The organism is Streptomyces sp. NPDC093252 (assembly GCF_040683675.1).
Lineage (GTDB): Bacteria > Actinomycetota > Actinomycetes > Streptomycetales > Streptomycetaceae > Streptomyces.
This window is the reverse complement of record NZ_JBFBEM010000013.1, coordinates 203,098-219,440: the sequence shown is the minus strand read 5'-3', so window position 1 is coordinate 219,440 and position 16,343 is coordinate 203,098. Positions and strand designations below refer to the sequence as shown.

General features: G+C 74.7%; 11 protein-coding genes, 1 tRNA gene and 1 pseudogene. 9 read left to right on the top strand and 4 right to left on the bottom strand.

Annotation, left to right across the window (positions count from 1 at the left end; all coding sequences use genetic code 11):
- Window positions 1-256 precede the first annotated feature (256 nt).
- Together AB0O01_RS26645 and AB0O01_RS26640 are read right to left on the bottom strand one after the other, a co-directional pair.
- Entirely contained in the window at window positions 257-1,168 is a 912-nt protein-coding gene (locus AB0O01_RS26645; protein WP_365317146.1) for a fused MFS/spermidine synthase, read from the bottom strand.
- Window positions 1,169-1,262: 94 nt separating this feature from the next.
- A complete protein-coding gene (locus tag AB0O01_RS26640) occupies window positions 1,263-1,658 on the bottom strand; it encodes a hypothetical protein (protein ID WP_365317263.1) in 396 nt (131 codons plus the stop codon).
- Window positions 1,659-1,992: 334 nt separating this feature from the next.
- Between AB0O01_RS26640 and AB0O01_RS26635 the strand changes: the two genes are divergently transcribed.
- A complete protein-coding gene (locus AB0O01_RS26635; protein WP_365317145.1) occupies window positions 1,993-3,381 on the top strand; it encodes a hypothetical protein in 1,389 nt (462 codons plus the stop codon).
- Window positions 3,382-3,887: 506 nt separating this feature from the next.
- Here the strand turns inward: AB0O01_RS26635 and AB0O01_RS26630 are convergent.
- A complete protein-coding gene (locus tag AB0O01_RS26630) occupies window positions 3,888-4,481 on the bottom strand; it encodes a histidine phosphatase family protein (RefSeq protein WP_365317143.1) in 594 nt (197 codons plus the stop codon).
- A gap of 239 nt (window positions 4,482-4,720) precedes the next feature.
- Here AB0O01_RS26630 and AB0O01_RS26625 point away from each other — a divergent pair, with 239 nt between their 5' ends.
- The 7 genes and pseudogenes from AB0O01_RS26625 (at window position 4,721) to AB0O01_RS26595 (ending at window position 12,712) form a co-directional block, all read left to right on the top strand.
- On the top strand, window positions 4,721-5,704 hold the full coding sequence (locus tag AB0O01_RS26625) for a phosphatase PAP2 family protein (protein WP_365317141.1): 984 nt from the start codon (window positions 4,721-4,723) through the stop codon (window positions 5,702-5,704).
- Window positions 5,643-6,839, top strand: a pseudogene (locus tag AB0O01_RS26620) (hypothetical protein); the annotation flags it as partial. The gene AB0O01_RS26625 and the pseudogene AB0O01_RS26620, both read left to right, overlap by 62 nt.
- Window positions 6,840-7,684: 845 nt before the next feature.
- Window positions 7,685-9,313, top strand: a complete 1,629-nt coding sequence (locus tag AB0O01_RS26615; RefSeq protein ID WP_365317139.1) for a hypothetical protein — start codon at window positions 7,685-7,687, stop codon at window positions 9,311-9,313.
- On the top strand, window positions 9,310-10,662 hold the full coding sequence (locus AB0O01_RS26610; protein ID WP_365317137.1) for an AAA family ATPase: 1,353 nt from the start codon (window positions 9,310-9,312) through the stop codon (window positions 10,660-10,662). Before AB0O01_RS26615 ends, AB0O01_RS26610 begins: the two co-directional genes overlap by 4 nt.
- Window positions 10,663-11,312: 650 nt before the next feature.
- Window positions 11,313-11,681 carry a hypothetical protein gene (locus AB0O01_RS26605; RefSeq protein WP_365317135.1) on the top strand — a complete coding sequence of 123 codons (369 nt, stop codon included), beginning with the start codon at window positions 11,313-11,315 and terminating at the stop codon, window positions 11,679-11,681.
- A gap of 379 nt (window positions 11,682-12,060) precedes the next feature.
- Entirely contained in the window at window positions 12,061-12,648 is a 588-nt protein-coding gene (locus AB0O01_RS26600; RefSeq protein ID WP_365317261.1) for a hypothetical protein, read from the top strand.
- A tRNA-Lys gene (locus AB0O01_RS26595) sits at window positions 12,639-12,712 on the top strand. Before AB0O01_RS26600 ends, AB0O01_RS26595 begins: the two co-directional genes overlap by 10 nt.
- A gap of 66 nt (window positions 12,713-12,778) precedes the next feature.
- Here AB0O01_RS26595 and AB0O01_RS26590 read toward each other — a convergent pair.
- On the bottom strand, window positions 12,779-14,056 hold the full coding sequence (locus AB0O01_RS26590) for a M6 family metalloprotease domain-containing protein (RefSeq protein WP_365317133.1): 1,278 nt from the start codon (window positions 14,054-14,056) through the stop codon (window positions 12,779-12,781).
- Window positions 14,057-14,389: 333 nt separating this feature from the next.
- Here AB0O01_RS26590 and AB0O01_RS26585 point away from each other — a divergent pair, with 333 nt between their 5' ends.
- Window positions 14,390-16,300 (top strand): EAL domain-containing protein, encoded by a 1,911-nt coding sequence (locus AB0O01_RS26585; protein WP_365317131.1) that lies wholly within the window; start codon window positions 14,390-14,392, stop codon window positions 16,298-16,300.
- The last annotated feature ends 43 nt before the right edge of the window (window positions 16,301-16,343 follow it).

Below are 16,343 nucleotides of genomic sequence, written 5' to 3'. Positions count from 1 at the left end.
GGTCGGGCGCGGTCTGGAAATACGCTAAGCTGATCACAGAGCAGCCCACCGGGGAGACCCGGGAGAGACTGCCTCTGCGTTGGTGGTCCAAGTCAAGACGCCCCGCTTCCTGCGGGGAAATGCAGGTGCAAGACCTGCCCAGCGCTCCAGACGACGAACCCCGTCCCCAGGTTGAGTGGGACGGGGTTCGTCGCGTTTGCCCGCCAATCCCCATCACCTCGGGCCCTCCCGGGGACGCCCCTCCCTGGTGCCCGTTTCAGCGGAACACCGACGGTGGTGGTGCCGGGGACGCCACCGCCGTCGTGTCCGTGACCGGGAGGGCTCCGCCGGTGAAGTCGGTCAGGGAACGGCCGTGTTCGACGCGGGCGGGGTGGGGGTCGGAGGCGGCCCTGCGGGTGAGGTCGGCGAGCGGGAGCGGGCGGTCGGAGGCGACCAGTACGGTGTTGCCGAAGCGTTTGCCGCGCAGGACCGCGGGGTCGGCGATCAGGGCGAGTTCGCCGAACCGGGCGGCGGCGGTGGCGATCTGGCCGCGCAGATGGGCCAGCGGTGGCCCGTCGGCGAGATTAGCGGCGTACACGCCCCCCGGGCGCAGGGCGCGGCGTACCTCGTCCAGGTACTCGGTGGAGGTGAGGTGGGCGGGGGTGCGGGCCCCGCTGAAGACATCGGCGAGGATCAGATCGGCCCAGCCGTCGGCGACCTTGGCGAGTCCCTCGCGGGCGTCGGCCGACCGGACCCGGATGCGGGCGCCGCCGGGCAGGGGGAGGGCGCGCCGGACCAGTTGGACGAGAGGGGCGTCCCGTTCGACGACCTGCTGGGTGGAGCGGGGGCGGGTGGCGGCGAGGTAGCGGGCGAGGGTGAGGGCGCCGCCGCCGAGGTGCACGGCCTTGAGGGGGGCGCCGGGCGGGGCGGCGAGGTCGATGACATGGCCCAGGCGGCGCTGGTACTCGAAGGAGAGGAACGCGGGGTCGTCGAGGTCGACGTGGGACTGCGGTGCCCCGTCGATCAGCAGCGTCCAGGCGTGCGGGCGGTCCCGGTCCGGGATCAGTTCGGCGAGTCCGCCGTCGACGGGTTCCACGAGCGCCCCGGCGGGTCGGCGCCGGGTCCCACTCCTGGACTGTCCCTGTCCCTGTCCTTGTCGCTGCCCTTGTCCCTGTCCCGACTTCCCCATGGGGACATTGTCACAGGGGGTCGCGGGCGGCGCCCGTGCTGGGCGCCCGGTCACGGTGCCGGGACGATCCCGGTCAGCCGTCACCCAGGGGCCGTCATCGGCAGTTGTCGGCCGCCTCGATCAGCCGGGCCGCCTCGCCGAGCGCGGCGCGCAGAACGGCGGGGTCGGTGGCGAGGTCGGTGCCGGGGCCGGTGTCGGCGGGGGGCAGCAGCCAGTCGGAGCCCTCGACGGGGGGTTCGGGGGCGACGCGGGGGCCGCCGCCCCGGGTCTCGGTACAGGTGCTTCCGGGGACGTCCCAGGCGGCGGCGGTGCCGGGCGGGACGAGGAAGCCGAGGGTGTCGCAGCCGTTGTCGTGCAGGACCGGCCCGACGGCGTCGCCCGCGCCGCGGCGCAGGATGTCGACGGCCTCAAGTCCCTGCCGCGCGGGGACGGTCACCAGGTCCCAGGCGGTGGGCCACGCGGTCGGCGGCCCGCCCCGCGCGCCGCACATCCCGCGCGCACCGCGGAAATCGATACTCTGTCTGGTCTCCATCCCGGCCTCCACCACGAACCTCCTTGGGCATGGGCTCGGGAGTCGGGGGCTCCCGGTCCGCAGGTTCAACGCCGCACGGCCGTCAACGGCTACGCCGGAAGTGCGCCGCAAAGGATGGCAGTTCATGGCAGATCACGGATGAGATATCCGGTTTGTAGCCAAACGCAGCATGCCGGACCGGCCACAGCGGGTACCTTCATGCCGCCGGACCACAAGGGAACCAACCCGACATCCAGGGTCAACTCCTCTCGGATCCGGCAGGGTTCGACGCTTCGTATGAGAGGACCCGGCCATGACGTCGTCAAAGGTGACCTCGTCCCAGCCCTGTCGGCCGCCCCGGCCGAACCTCGCCTTCCGCCGGCTGCGGGGACCGCGCTCACCGGCCGAGTTCGCGGCGGAGGTGCGGCGCGCCGCGCGGGAGATCGGCGAGCAGGTCAGTTGTGACGCGCGGTACGTCGGCCGGGTCGAGGCCGGCGAGATCCGCTGTCCCAACTACGCGTACGAGCGGGTGTTCCTGCACATGTTCCCCGGCCGCACGCTGGCCGACCTGGGCTTCGCGCCCCGCTCCTCGGTCCGCGGCCGGGGCGCGCGGACCACGACATCGGCACCGGCCCCCGCACCCACCGGGGACCCGGACGGCCGGCACCACGACCACGAGGAGAGCGACGTGCTGCGTCGCGCATTCATGACCGGCGGGAGCGCCACCGTGGCCACCGCCTCGCTGGGCCCGCTGGCCCTGGCACCGGACGCGTCCGCCGCCCGGCGCCCGGCGCGGCGGGCCGGGTCGAGCGAGGCGGGCGCCCTGGAGGAGGCGGTCCGCCGGATCCGGCTGCTGGACGACCGGCACGGCGCCGACGGACTGTACCGGCGTGCCGCGGCCCCCCTGCGGGCCGCCTACGCGCTGCTGGACGCCGGGGCGACCCGGCAGACCACCGCCGACCGGCTGCACGCGGGCGCCGGGGAACTGGCGATCTCGGTGGGGTGGCTGGCGCACGACTCGGGGCGGTTCGACGACGCCCGGTCCCACTACGCGGAGGCGCTGGCCACCGCGCGGGTGTCCGACGACGCCGGGCTGGAGGCGCACGCCTTCTGCAACACGGCGTTCCTCGCGCGCGACACCGGGCGCCCGCGGGAGGCGGTCCGGGCGGCGCAGGCGGCGCAGCGGATCGCCCGGCCGCTGGGGTCGGCGCGGCTGATGTCGCTGCTGGCGCTGCGCGAGGCGGGCGGCTGGGCGGGACTCGCCGACCGCACCGGCTGCGTACAGGCCCTGGCCCGCGCGCAGGCCCTCTTCGAACGGGGCCCTTCCCCGGCCGACCCGGAGTGGATGACCTTCTACGGCGAGGCCGAGCTGGAGGGCCTGGAGGCGCAGTGCTGGTCGGCGCTCGGGGACTGGCCCCGCGCGGCCCGGCACGCCCGCCGCGCGGCCCACCTCCAGGATCCGCACTTCACCCGCAACATCGCCCTCTACACCGCGGAACTGGCCGACGACCTCGCCCGCGGCGGCCACCCCGACGAGGCCGCCCAGGCGGGCCTGCGGGTGCTGGAGCTGCTGGGCCAGGTCCAGTCGTCCCGCATCCAGACCATGCTGGCGGGCACGGCCCGCGTGCTCCTGCCGCACAGGCACGCTTCGGGGGTGTCGGATTTCCTGGGTCGGTGTGGGGGGTTGTTGCGGGCGGGGTAGGGGGCTGGCTGCCGGGCGGGGGGTGGGCCCCCCGGGGGGGGGCGGCCCGCAGGGTCGCAGGCCGGGCCGGAAGGCAGCCGACAGGGCCTGTGCTGCCGGGCCGGAAGGTAGCCCGCAGGGCCTGCCGCCGGGCCGGATGGCAGTCCAGGCAGCCGCCGACGGAAGAGGTGGGGGCGGGACCCGGAGGAGGCAGCTCGCATGGCCGCAGGCCGGGCGGGAGAGCGGGACCGGCGGCCGGGCCCGGGAGTCACGGGCGGTGCCGTGAGGGTGGGACTCCGGGAGGCGGCCCAGGTAGCCGCGCGTGCCTGAGTGTGGGACCTCGGGCGACGGCCCAGGTAGCCGCCAATGGCGCCTGAGTGCGAGTCCCTGGAGGCGGACCCAGGCAGCCGCCAACGGCGCGGGAGGGCGGGGGCCCCGGGGGGGCGGCCCAGGCACCCGTAGGCCGTGTGAGGGAGCGGGCCCCGCGCTCGGGCCGGGAGCCGCGAGGGAGCAGCATGGGGCGGTCGCTAACCCATGTGGCCTCGGTCGTTCCAGCTATCGATCGCGGGGGCGCCGTACGCCCAGCTCAGGATGGACAGGGAGGTGGGGGCCAGGCGGATGCGGGCGGCGAAGTCGAGGGGGAGGCCGAGCCAGCGGGCGCCCAGGGCGCGCAGGATGTGGCCGTGGGCGAAGACCAGGACATCGCGGTCGGCGGAGCGGGCCCAGGCGACGATCTCGTCCGCGCGGGCGGTCACCTCGGCGACGCTCTCGCCGTCCGGGACCCCGTCGCGCCAGATCAGCCAGCCCGGACGGACCGCCTGGATCTCGTCCGGGGTCAGGCCCTCGTAGGCCCCGTAGTCCCACTCCTGGAGGGTGTCCCAGGGGGTGGCGCGGTCGGCGAAGCCGGCGAGTTCGCAGGTCTCGCTGGCCCGGACCAGGGGGCTGGTGCGGACCTCGGTGCCGGGCAGGCCCGCGAACGGCGGCCGGTGCAGCCGCTCCCCCAGCAGCTTCGCGCCGCGCCGTCCCTCGTCGAGCAGCGGGACGTCGGTCCTGCCGGTGTGCTTGCCAGCCAGTGACCACCGGGTCTGCCCGTGCCGGGCCAGCAGGATGCGCGGTGCCATGGAGACCTAGGGGACCTTTCGGGAAATGCCGGGCGTCGGGCGGGTGTCCCCCGTCTTACGGGAGGCCGAAGACCGGGCGGCGTCCTTCCATCATCGCCGACGCGCATATGGGGCAACCCGGCGGGCGATCCCTGCGTCTATCGGGGCTGGAGTGCCCCATCGCTGCCACGGGAGTACGCCGTAGAGTGACACGACCGGTACGCCGGCGCCGCTGACAGGACGAGGGGGAGGGCGATCGGATGCCGCATTCCGACATAGCGGGCGCCGGGGCGTCCCCGCCACCCCGGGCGCGCTGGTGGACGGAGCTGCTGCTGATCCTGCTGGTGTACGGCTGTTACTCGGCGGGGCGGCTGCTGGCCCGGGGCGACGAGACCACCGCCGTCGAGCACGGTCTGGCGATCCTGCGCCTGGAGAAGGCCCTGCGGCTCAACGCCGAGCACCCGCTCAACCGGCTCTTCACGCGCGAGGCGTGGATCGGGATACCGGCGGACTTCTGGTACGCCTCGCTGCACTACCTGGTCACCCCCGCCGTGCTGATCTGGCTGTTCCGCTCCCGGGCCGTGCGCTACCGCGCCGCCCGCGCCTGGCTGATGACCTCGACCTTCATCGGCCTGATCGGCTTCACCCTGGTCCCCACCTGCCCGCCCCGGCTCCTCGACCCGGCCTACGGCTTCGTCGACACGATGGCCCAGTACAGCGCGTACGGCTGGTGGGCGGGCGAGGCGAGCGCGCCGCGCGGGCTGGGCGGGATGACGAACCAGTACGCGGCGATGCCCAGTCTGCATGTCGGCTGGGCGCTGTGGTGCGGGGTGATCCTGTGGCGGTACGGGGGGAACCGGTGGACGAAGGTCGCCGCGGTGGTCTACCCGCTGGTGACCACGGTCGTGGTGATGGGCACCGCCAACCACTACTTCCTCGACGCGGTCGCGGGAGCGGCCGTGATGGGCGCCGGGCTGCTGCTGACGCCGTATGTGCTGCGGGGCGCGGACCGGGTGCGGGCGCTGGTCATCCGCCGGATACCGGCGCTCACTTCGGGCGCTCGGGGCGCTTCGGCCCCGGTTGTCAGTGGTGGATGCCAGACTTCCCAGGGTGAACGAATTCCACGGCAGCGAGAGTCACGTACCGGACCGGGTGCCGCCCCCGCGGACCCGGGCGACGACGATGTCGCCGGATGGGGACTCTCCCGCAGCGGCGGCGCCGAGAGCGTGGGCAAGGCTCGCTGAGCTGCGCGGCGCCGGCGTCCCCGCCAAGGCGCTGGACGCGCGCGCCCTGGCCGCCCTGGCCGCCAACCCCGGCTGCGACCGCCGCGCGATCCTGGACGGCGCGGGGGTGAACAAGGCCGAGCTGGCGAGCGCGCTGGGCTCCCCGTCGGCGTTCGGCCAGTCGCAGTTCGCCTTCGCGCGCGGCAACGCCTTCGAGGCGCGGGTCAAGGCGGACGGCGGCGCGGAGCTGCTGGCCCTGGTGCACCGCACCCTCGACCCCGGCGCCGAGCCGCCGACCGGCGCGGAGGTCCCCGACCTCACGGCCGCCGGCCCCGAGGGCCGCGCCGCGCGGACGGCCCTGGCCCTGCGCGAGGCGACCGGTTCCGGGGAGTCCGAGGGGTCGGGAGATGCCGGGGAGCCCCGGGATTCCGGGGATTCCCAGGCTCCTGGGGGTGCGAGCGGCTCAGGGAAGTGGACGCTGCTGGACCATCCGATGCTGGCGCTGGAGGTCGCGGGCGCGCCCGCCTTCCTGGAACCGGACGCGGTGGTGGTGCATCCGGACGGGCGGTGGACGGTCGTGGAGATCAAGTCGTTCCCGCTGCTGGACGGTTCGGCCGATCCCGCGAAGGTCGGCGCCGCGGCCCGGCAGGCGGCGGTGTACGTGCTGGCGCTGGAGCAGGTCGCCGCCCGGCTGGAGCCCGCCCCGCGGGTCGGCCACCGGGTGCTGCTGGTGTGCCCCAAGGACTTCTCCAACCTGCCCACCGCCTCCGCGGTCGACATCCGCAAGCAGCGGGCGGTCACCGCGCGGCAGCTCCGCCGGCTGACCCGGCTGGACGAGATCGCCGCGAGGCTGCCCGCGGGCGCCTGCTTCGCCCCCGACCTGCCGGCCGAGCAGCTCACCACGGCCGTCGAGGCGGTTCCGGCGGCCTACGCCCCCGAGTGCCTGTCGGCCTGCGAACTGGCCTACCACTGCCGGGCACGGGCCCGCGCGTCCGGCGCGGTGACCGCCCTCGGCCGCCCGCTGCGCGCCGAACTGGGCGCCCTGACCGACATCGACACCGTCCTCGCCACCTCCCGGGGCACCCACGGCGACCCCACGGACCCCACGGTCACCGCACTGCGCCGAGCGGCCCTGCTGCGGGCGGAGGCGCTGGGGGTCGACGGGGCGGCGCATCCTCTCGGGGACCCGGGAAGCGCCCCGGGGCCCTTCGCGCCGGGTACCGGCCCGGGGAGCGGGCAGCGTCCGCCGCTCACGGACGCCGAGAGCAGTACCGGACGGATCTCGCCGGGCGCGGTGCCGGGGACCGGTGCCTCCGGGCAGGGCCTGGGCGCGGGTGTGGTCACCGGCGCCTCGGGACAAGGCACGGGCACGGCACCCGAGCGGAACGGGCCGCTCCAGAGCGGCGGGGGCCGTACACCGGGCGTCGACGCGAACCGGCCCTTGGACGCCGGGAGCAACCCGGGGCACCCCGCGCTGGGCACGGCGGCAGGTACCGGCCCGGCCAGCGGACAGCATCCCCCGCTCACGGGCCGCGACAGCAATACCGGACAGACCTCGCCGGGCGCGGTGTCGGGGACGGGCGGCTCCGGGCAGCGCATCGGCGCGGTACGCGAGCGGGGCGGGCCGCTCCAGCACGGCGGGGGCCGTGCAGCGGGCGTCGACGCGAACCGGCCCTGGGGCGCCGGGAGCAACCCGGGGCATCCCGCGCCGGGCACGGCTGCGGGTACCGGCCCTGTCAGCGGGCAGCGTCCGCCGCTCACGGGCGCTGAGAGCAGTACCGGACTAACCCTGCCGGGCACGGCTGTGGGTACCGGCCCGGTCGGCGGGCAGCGTCCGCCGCTCATGGAGGCCGAGAGCGGTGCCGGACGGACCCCGCCGGGGATGGCTGCGCACCCCGGTCACATGGGTGGGCCGCGTCCGGGGGGTGGGGGCGTTCGGGGGGATGTCGGTGGGGCGGTCCCGCGCGGTGTGGGGCCGGGGGGCGGCGGGGAGGCTTCGGGATGTCGTTGATCTCCGCGTTGGGGCGGCTGGAGGCCGTGCGCAGTGGGCGGGCCCAGCCCGCCGCGACCGTGCGGCACCGGCAGGTGTCCCCGCACCCCCTGGTGTTCGTGCCGCTCACCACCGCCGGTGAGGCCGGTGCACCGCTCGGCGCGCTGGTCGGCACCGACCGGGACGCGCCCCGGCTGCTGACCGTGGCCCAGCCGCGCGACCGCGAGCTGCGGTTCGCGTTCCTCGCCGAGCTGGCCGACATCGTGCTGCCCTACATCGACGCCTACGCCGAGTCCGTGGAGGCCGCCGAGCGGACCGAGACCGACCCGGAGACCGGCAAGCGGGTGAAGGTCCAGGTCGATCTGTGCGCGGACGCCCCGCAGCTCGTGGTGCCGAACCGGGCGGGGATCGCGTACGTGCGGCTGCTGGGCCGTTCGACGCGGTTCCGGCGCACCGCCGAGCAGGATCCCGAGGCGCCCTATCCGGCCCCCCCGCGCGTGCCGCTGCTCGGGCGCTGGCTGACCCACTACGGGGAGCGGGCCCGGGTGCCGGGCTCCTCGCTGCTGCTCGGCATGACCGATCTGCTGGCCCGGCACTGGGCCACCGGCCAGTCGAGCATGGAGGACCAGCACCTGGGCGCACTGCTGGCCTGGCTCGACCCGCCCGGCGCCGCGTCCGGTGCCGAGGCGGCGCTCCGCGCGGAGCTGGACCGGGACCCGGAGGGACAGTTGCGCTGTCCGCCCGCCGGACCGGCCACCGACCCGGCGTTCGACAACAAGCTGCTCGCCCCCGCCATCGAGCGCTACGACCGCGCCCGTACCGCCTTCGCCGCCGCCGAGGACGGGCTGGAGGCCGACGACCGGCTCGGGGAGGTGACGGCCGCCGAGCGGGGGATCCGGGCGCTGGTCGAGTCCCGGACCCGGCCCACCTGGGACGCGGTGTGGCGGGGTCTGGACCTGCTGCGGGAGCTGCCGGAGGGGGCGCGGGTCGCGGAGCGGTGGACGCGGGACCGCTGGTCGTTCACCGGCCACCGCGACCGGGTGATCGCGGGCGAGCCGCCCCAGCCGCGCCACGACGACGCCGTGACCGCCGCGAACAAACTCGCCACCCGCGAGCGCGAACAGGCCCGCCTGGAGGCCCAGGAGGCGCTGGACGATCCGCTGGTGATGGCCGGGCGGCGGCTGGCCGGGGAGGCGTTCGCGGGCGAGGTCGTGGACGTGGTCATGGCGTACAGCGAGGGCAAGCGCCCCAGCCCGCGCCCGCTGGTCACGGTCCGTACGGACGACCGGCCGTATCTGGGCGAGCGGACGAAGACCTTCCGCTCCCTGGGCGGCAAACCGCAGGCGGCGGAGTTCGTCGGCTATGAGGAGGAGGGTGCGGAAGAGGAGAGCGGGGCGGGGGGCGGGGCGCCCTTGCTGGTCGTGCTGCGGATCGTCGACAAGATGGGGCGGGGGAAGGAACCCGAGGTGGGGTCGGTGCCGGAGAAGGGCGACCGGGTGTGCTTCACCCTGTTCGAGCACGAGCAGCGCGGGGGTGCCCGGCTGCCCGAGCCGGAGGACACCCCCTGGACCCATGGCGGACCACCGGACGAGACGGCCGTCCCGGCGGCCGACCCGGTCACCGAGGAGGACGTCCTGTGACCACCGCAGCCCCGGCCCCGGTGCCGCTCGACCCCGGCGCGGCGGCCTCCCGCGCGACGGAGGCGATCCTCGCCGACACCCTGCGCGGCACCGAGCGCGGTGTCGTCGTGGACTCCCCGCCCGGCGCCGGGAAGTCCACCCTGGTGGTCCGCGCCGCCCTGGAACTCGCCGACGCCGGACGCCCCCTGATGGTGGTCGCCCAGACCAACGCCCAGGTCGACGACCTGGTGCTGCGCCTCGCCGAGAAGCGTCCCGACCTCCCGGTGGGCCGCCTCCACAGCAGCGACGCCGACCCCTACGACAAGGCCCTCGACCCGCTCGACCAGGTCCGTACATCGGCGAAGGCGGCCGACCTGGCGGGGCTGCCGGTGGTGATCTCCACGGCGGCGAAGTGGGCGCATGTCACGGTGGACGAGCCCTGGCGGCACGCGATCGTGGACGAGGCGTACCAGATGCGCTCGGACTCGCTGCTGGCGGTGGCGGGGCTGTTCGAGCGGGCGCTGTTCGTCGGCGACCCGGGGCAGCTCGACCCGTTCTCGATCGTGGGCGGCGAGCAGTGGGCGGGGCTGTCGTACGACCCGTCGGCCTCGGCGGTGACGACGCTGCTCGCGCACAATCCGCAGTTGCCGCAGCACCGGCTGCCGGTGTCCTGGCGCCTCCCGGCGTCGGCGGCGCCGCTGGTCTCCGACGCGTTCTACCCGTACACCCCGTTCCGCAGCGGCACCGGTCACGACGACCGGCGGCTGGCCTTCGCGGTCCCGGCCGACGGTTCCGGCCCCGACCGGGTGATCGACGCGGCGGCCGAGTCCGGCTGGGGCCTGCTGGAGCTGCCCGCCCGGCACACCCCGCGCACCGACCCGGAGGCGGTGCGGGCGGTGGCCATGGTGGTGCGGCGGCTGCTGGACCGGGGCGGGGCGGCGGTGTCGGAGCGGGCCGCCGAGCCCGTACCGCTGACCGCGTCGCGGATCGCCGTCGGCACCGCCCATCGCGACCAGGCGGCGGCCGTCCGCGCGGCCCTCGCCGAGCTGGGCGTCACCGGGGTCGCGGTGGACACGGCCAACCGGCTCCAGGGCATGGAGTTCGATGTGACGGTGGTGCTGCATCCGCTGTCGGGGCGCCCGGACGCCACCGCGTTCCATCTGGAGACGGGCCGGCTGTGCGTCCTGGCCTCGCGCCACCGGCACGCCTGTGTGGTGGTGTGCCGGGCGGGCGTGGCCGACCTCCTCGACGCCTATCCGTCGACGGAGCCGGTGCAACTGGGCACGCTGGTGAAGTTCCCGGACGGCTGGGAGGCGAATCACGCGGTGCTGTCCCATCTGGGGGAACACCGGGTGACCTGGAGACCGTGAGCCGGGGGGTGCGGGCTGCGGGCTGCGGGCTGCGGCTGGCGCCGGGGCGATATCACGGGGCCGATGTCACGGGGGCGATGTCACGGGGGCGATGTCACGGGGCGTGCCCAGGGGGCAGCGCCGTCCGTCTCCGGCGGTGGTCCGGTGCGGGTGTGCCGGGGGATCCGCCTCCGGTTGGGATCCGGGTCCACGCTGCCCCCGGGCAGCACCGTCCGCCGCCCCCGGACAGCAGTGGCCGCCACCCGGAAGCCCCCGCCCCACCGTCGTGTTGTGGCAGGGGTGAAGGGTGGGACGGTGGGCCCTCTTGCGCCCACGCGGGACAATGGTGGGTGGCCCGTGGCGTTCGTGTGCGGGTGCGCCCCTCACACAGCACGCACAACGGTCCGGAAACCCGGGACGGAAACCGGACCGAAGACCCTGCCCGAAGACCCTGACCGGAGACCCGCCCCGGAATCCCGGGACGGACACCCCGGGACGGAAGACCCGGACCGAAAGCACGAGCCAGCAACCCGAGACCCGGGTGGCCGGGCCCGCGCCCCCGGCCGGGCAGCCACCCCGGAGCCACCCACGCGAGCCCCCGCGAGCCCCAGCCAGGACACACAGACCCACCCCACCGACCCGAGCGGAAACGCGAGACCAGGAGGAACGACATGGCGGAGCCCACGCCGCGCAGCAAGGAACCGCGGCTACGCCCCGCGCCCCTGCTCTTCGAGCCGATGCAGGCGGCGGCCGATCCGGAGCACTTCTTCGACCTGGAGTCGATCGACGACCCGCGGGCCCTGCTGGCGCGGGCGACGGAGCTGACCCAGGCGTTCCGGGCGGCGGCCGACCGGGCGGTGGAGTTCCAGGCGATGGCGGCGGCCCAGCTCGCCGATCCGCGCCGGTTCGACCGGCTGACCCCGGCGGACATCGCCGCGCGGGCCGAGTGGACCGAGGACTACGCGAAGAAGATGGTCGAGTTCGGCCGGGACCTGATGAGCGGCGCGGAGGGCGGGCGGGAGCACGTGGACCCCGTGTGAGGGAAGGGCCCACCGCGGGGGCCCGCAGCCCACCGCAGCAACCCACCTCCGGGGCCCACCTCCGGGGGCCCACCGCCCTCGGCAACGCGCACCCCGCATATGCCAGCCGGGCAAGATACCTCCCCGGGCCACCCCCTGTCCCGATTTCCGGCAACTGATGGCGACCAGGCACTCACAGCCGGTACATCTGGGTGTCATGAGCAGCGCCGGGAATGAACCTTTCTGCACACCCCCCACCAGCACCACGTCCAGTGCCAGCGCTGCCAGCGCCAGTGCCAGTGCCAGTGCCATCTTCGCCGCCTTCCCCTCCCCCCTCGGCCCCCTCGGCCCCCCGGGCCCCCTCGGCAGCGAGGACGCCGGCAGCGGGCACGGTGCCGACATCGCCGGGGTCACCCCGGACGGCGCCTCCTGGCTCGCCTCGGCCGCGCTCTATCCGCGCAGCACGCTCGCGGTGTGGCGGGAGCAGCCGGACGCCCCGGTCGTGCTGCCCTGCGGGGCGGTCTTCGACGTGGTGAGCGCGCCCGTGGTGTTCGGGCGCCGGATGCTGGACCGGCTGTGGGAGGACGGGCCCGGCTCCGGCCCGGTCGCCGTCTACCGGGGGCGGGTGCTGCTGTTCGCCGCGTCCGGCACGGCCCAGCGGCTGCCGTCGCTGCTGCACTGGGAGGAGTGGGGCGCCCGCGACGACGGCGATCCGGACGGCGGCGGCCGTACCGGCGGGATCCCGCCGCTGCTGTGTCACGGCACCGGCGACGCCGTGACCGTCCCGGCACCCCTCGGCGGCGACGGCGGCGACGGGCCGTTCGACAACCGCTGGCTCGTCGCCCCGGACACCCGCCACCCCTGGCTCCCCGGCCCCGAGGTGCTGCTCTGGGCCGCCGTACGGGCCGCCCGCGCCACCGTGCGGATATCGATTTCTCCTCCTCAGGAGCAGGGTGCTAAGGTCTACGACGTCAGCAGGCGCCGCTAGCTCAGTTGGTTAGAGCAGCTGACTCTTAATCAGCGGGTCCGGGGTTCGAGTCCCTGGCGGCGCACGACATCGGTGACGGCCGGTTCGCGGAAACGCGGACCGGCCGTCATTTTGCTGTCCCCACTCCGCCTCACACCTCTGGCTGGTCGGCCGGGGTGATTCTGACCGTCCACGCCCCCGTCGGGGTGCGGTCCTCCACCTTCACCGTGACCCGCTCCCCGGGGACCGTGAAGCTCTCGCCCGGTTCGACGGGCGCGTCCGCCAGGGGCGGGTAGACCGAGCCGCGCCAGCAGGATTCGGAGCCGGGGTGGGCGTCGACGACCCGGACCGGGCCGGTGCCGGAGGGGGCGTCGGACCGGACGCGGTAGACCAGGACGCCCTGGCGGCAGGTGGAGGTGTCGTTGCCGACCGCGCCGCGCGCCTCGAAGGCGAGGGCGCTGTCCGGGCCGGTGCGGACCACCGCCAGCTTGGTGCCGCGGCCGGTGCCGAAGGCCGGGGAGCCGGCGGTGGCCGTCGCCGGGGTGCCGGGGGCGGCGCCGAGGGACTCCAGGGTGAGCCGGGCCGGACCGGTGCCGGGGACACAGACCACCTGGCGGTCGTCCAGCCAGCCCAGCTTCCACTTGTGCCAGGCGAAGAGATCCGGGGCCAGTCCGAACTGGCTGCCCATCAGATCCCAGTCGCCGACATGGGTGTCCCAGTCGCCCCGGCCGTCGACCGGGCGGTGGTAGAGGTCGGGCAGATCGAAGACATGACCGGTCTCATGGGCGAGTACCAGCCGGTCCGGCGGATGCCGCTCGAAGACGGTCACCACCCGGCGGATGTCGGTGCCGTCGGCGCGCAGCGGGGTGTCGAGGTTCACCACCTTGGTCGCGTCGGAGTCCACCCCGGGGGCGTCGGGATCCGCGACGAAGTAGACGACGTCGTAGCGGGAGAAGTCGACCCGGCCGTCGGACACGGACAGGGCGTCGCGCAGATAGGCGGCCCGGTGGGCGGGGTTCCAGTCACGCTGCATGGCGTACGCGGTGGAGGGGCGCGGCATGCGGATCCACCGGCGCTGCGGGTGGGCGCGCAGGGTGAAGCGGCCGTAGGAGGCGCGGGCGAAGAAGTCGGAGGTGGCGGGGAAGTGATCGGCGGTCAGTTCGGCGGGGGTGGTGCGGGGGGCCGCGTCCGGGAAGGACAGGAAGACCATGACGGCGTCCAGGGCCCGGGTCGGTTTCGGGTAGGCCGCGTTCCAGGTGTCCAGGCCCTCGGAGTGATGGGCGTCGGTGCGGTTCAGGGCGCACGGGGAGGCGGCGAACGGCTCGGCGATGGAGGGAGCGGTGATGAAGGAGGTGGCGGCGACGGCCGACAAGACGGTGAACACGGCCGCGGTGCTGCGCAGTCGGGGGCGCGGAAGCGGACGCGGCACAGGTACCTCCGGGAGCGGTTCAGGGGACACCGCACCCAGCCTGTGGGAATTTCTGGTTGTATGCCCTGTTTGTCTACCCCGCCCGGGTGAGGGGCCGGTCACACTCGCCGGGTCGACACCCCGGGAATGTTCACGGTCCGTCACAATCGGTCGGTGGTTGTGGAAACCGGTCCCCGCACGGGCAGAAACGATCTGTCAGGACAGTGGGGCAATCCGCGACACTGGACAGTGGCTGGAAGGGCCGGGGACCAACCTCTATGATCGGCACACTTTCCTGACACTTTCCTGCCCGGACAGAGATCGAGCGGATCGAGTGCACTGCGGGAGCGAGCGGTGAGCGGAACGTCCGAAGGGCCGACGCCCGCGGCAGACCTCATCCGGCCGGCCGTCACAGAGAGTGAGCACAAAGAGGCTCGACGTACGGGGGGTGCCGGATTGAGCGGTGATACGCCCGCCGAAGGCCCGCGCGGGCCCGGCGACCCCTATCGTTCGGCGTTCGTCTCGGCGCCCTTCGCCATGGCGGTGGTGGACGGCGAGGGGCTGGTGGTCAGCGCCAATGACGCGCTGGGCGAACTGCTGGGCGTCGTACCGGAGCGGCTGACCGGGAAGACCGCCGCCGAGCTGATGGACCTGACCTCCGACGCCCGCACCTGGCACGCCTACCGCGAGGTGCTGCGCGGGCGGCAGGCGCGGCTGCGCTGCACCCGGCGGCTCAAGCACCCCGACGACGGACACGCGGTGTGGGTGCAGATCACCGTCTCCCCGCTGCCCGGCGAGCCGCACCGCGTCCTGCTGTCGGCGGGTGACATCAGCGCCCGCCGGGAACTCCAGGGCCGGCTGCGGCACTTGCAGATGCACGACCCGGTGACCCGGCTGCCCAACCGCACCCTGTTCTTCGAGCGGCTGACCGCCGCGCTGGAGGCCGAGCCGGAGGTCACCGGCGGCACCGGGCGGATCGGGCTGTGCTATCTCGACCTCGACGGCTTCAAGGCCATCAACGACACCCTCGGCCACCGGATCGGCGACCGGCTGCTGACCGCCGTCGCCCAGCGCCTCACCCGCTGCGCCAACGCGGCCGGTCATACGCGGGCCAGCGCGCCCCTGGTGGCCCGGCTCGGCGGCGACGAGTTCGCGCTGCTGGTGGAGGACTCCACCGGCACCGAGCAGCTCGCCGATCTCGCCGAGTCCGTGCTCACCGCGCTCCAGGCGCCGTTCGACCTGTCCGGGCGGCGGCTGTCGGTGTCGGCGTCGATCGGGGTGGTGGAGCGGCTCGCGGCCGGGACCAGCGCGACCGGGCTGATGCAGGCCGCCGACACCACGCTGTACTGGGCCAAGGCCGACGGCAAGGACCGCTGGACCCTCTTCGACCCCGAGCGCAACGCCCACCGGATGACCCGTCAGGCGCTCGCCTCCACCCTGCGGCCCGCGATCGAGCGCGGGGAGTTCGTCCTGGAGTACCAGCCGCTGGTGGGGATGGCGGACGGGAAGCTGAGCGGGGTGGAGGCGCTGGTGCGCTGGAACCATCCGCAGTTCGGGATGCTGACGCCGAATCGCTTCATCACCCTGGCCGAGGAGGACGGCGCGATCGTGCCGCTGGGCCGCTGGGTGCTGGCCACCGCGTGCCGCCAGGCCCGCCGCTGGCAGCTCGACCATCCCGACGAGGAACCCATCTTCGTCAGTGTCAATGTCGCCGTGCGGCAGGTGTGGGACTCGGATCTGGTCGCCGATGTGGCCCGGATCCTCGCCGAGACCGGGCTCGCCCCGCATCTGCTCCAGCTCGAACTGACCGAGTCCGCGGTGATGGGTTCCTCCGGGCGCCCGCTCCAGGCCCTCCAGTCGCTCAGTGACATGGGCGTGCGGATCGCCATCGACGACTTCGGCACCGGCTACTCCAACCTCGCCTATCTGAGCCGGCTGCCGGTGTCGGTGCTGAAGCTGGACGGCTCCTTCGTCCGGGGCTTCCAGTACGAGGAGCGGGAGGCGGACGCGGCCGGGACCAACCCCGCCGACGAGGTGGTCGTCGAGGCCATGATCCAGCTCGCCCACCGGCTGGGGCTGACCGTGACGGCGGAGTGCGTGGAGACCTCCGCGCAGGCCGGACGGCTGCGGCGGATCGGCTGCGACACCGGTCAGGGGTGGCTGTACTCCCGGCCGGTGCCGCCGGACCGGATCGCCGAGCTGCTGACCTGTCCCGGCCCGAGCCCGAGCCCCGCCGGATCGGGGCAGGCGGTCGGGAACGGGTAGGCGGTCGGGAAGGGTAGGCGGATCTCACTTCCGCAACCTGGTT

What these genes read in the sequence shown, in the direction of transcription:
- AB0O01_RS26635 (WP_365317145.1), top strand. Translation starts at nt 1,993, where the DNA reads ATGACGTCGTCAAAGGTGACCTCGTCCCAGCCCTGTCGGCCGCCCCGG.
- AB0O01_RS26605 (WP_365317135.1), top strand. Translation starts at nt 11,313, where the DNA reads ATGGCGGAGCCCACGCCGCGCAGCAAGGAACCGCGGCTACGCCCCGCG.
- AB0O01_RS26640 (WP_365317263.1), bottom strand. Translation starts at nt 1,658, where the DNA reads ATGTGCGGCGCGCGGGGCGGGCCGCCGACCGCGTGGCCCACCGCCTGG.
- AB0O01_RS26625 (WP_365317141.1), top strand. Translation starts at nt 4,721, where the DNA reads ATGCCGCATTCCGACATAGCGGGCGCCGGGGCGTCCCCGCCACCCCGG.
- AB0O01_RS26630 (WP_365317143.1), bottom strand. Translation starts at nt 4,481, where the DNA reads ATGGCACCGCGCATCCTGCTGGCCCGGCACGGGCAGACCCGGTGGTCA.
- AB0O01_RS26645 (WP_365317146.1), bottom strand. Translation starts at nt 1,168, where the DNA reads ATGGGGAAGTCGGGACAGGGACAAGGGCAGCGACAAGGACAGGGACAG.
- AB0O01_RS26615 (WP_365317139.1), top strand. Translation starts at nt 7,685, where the DNA reads ATGTCGTTGATCTCCGCGTTGGGGCGGCTGGAGGCCGTGCGCAGTGGG.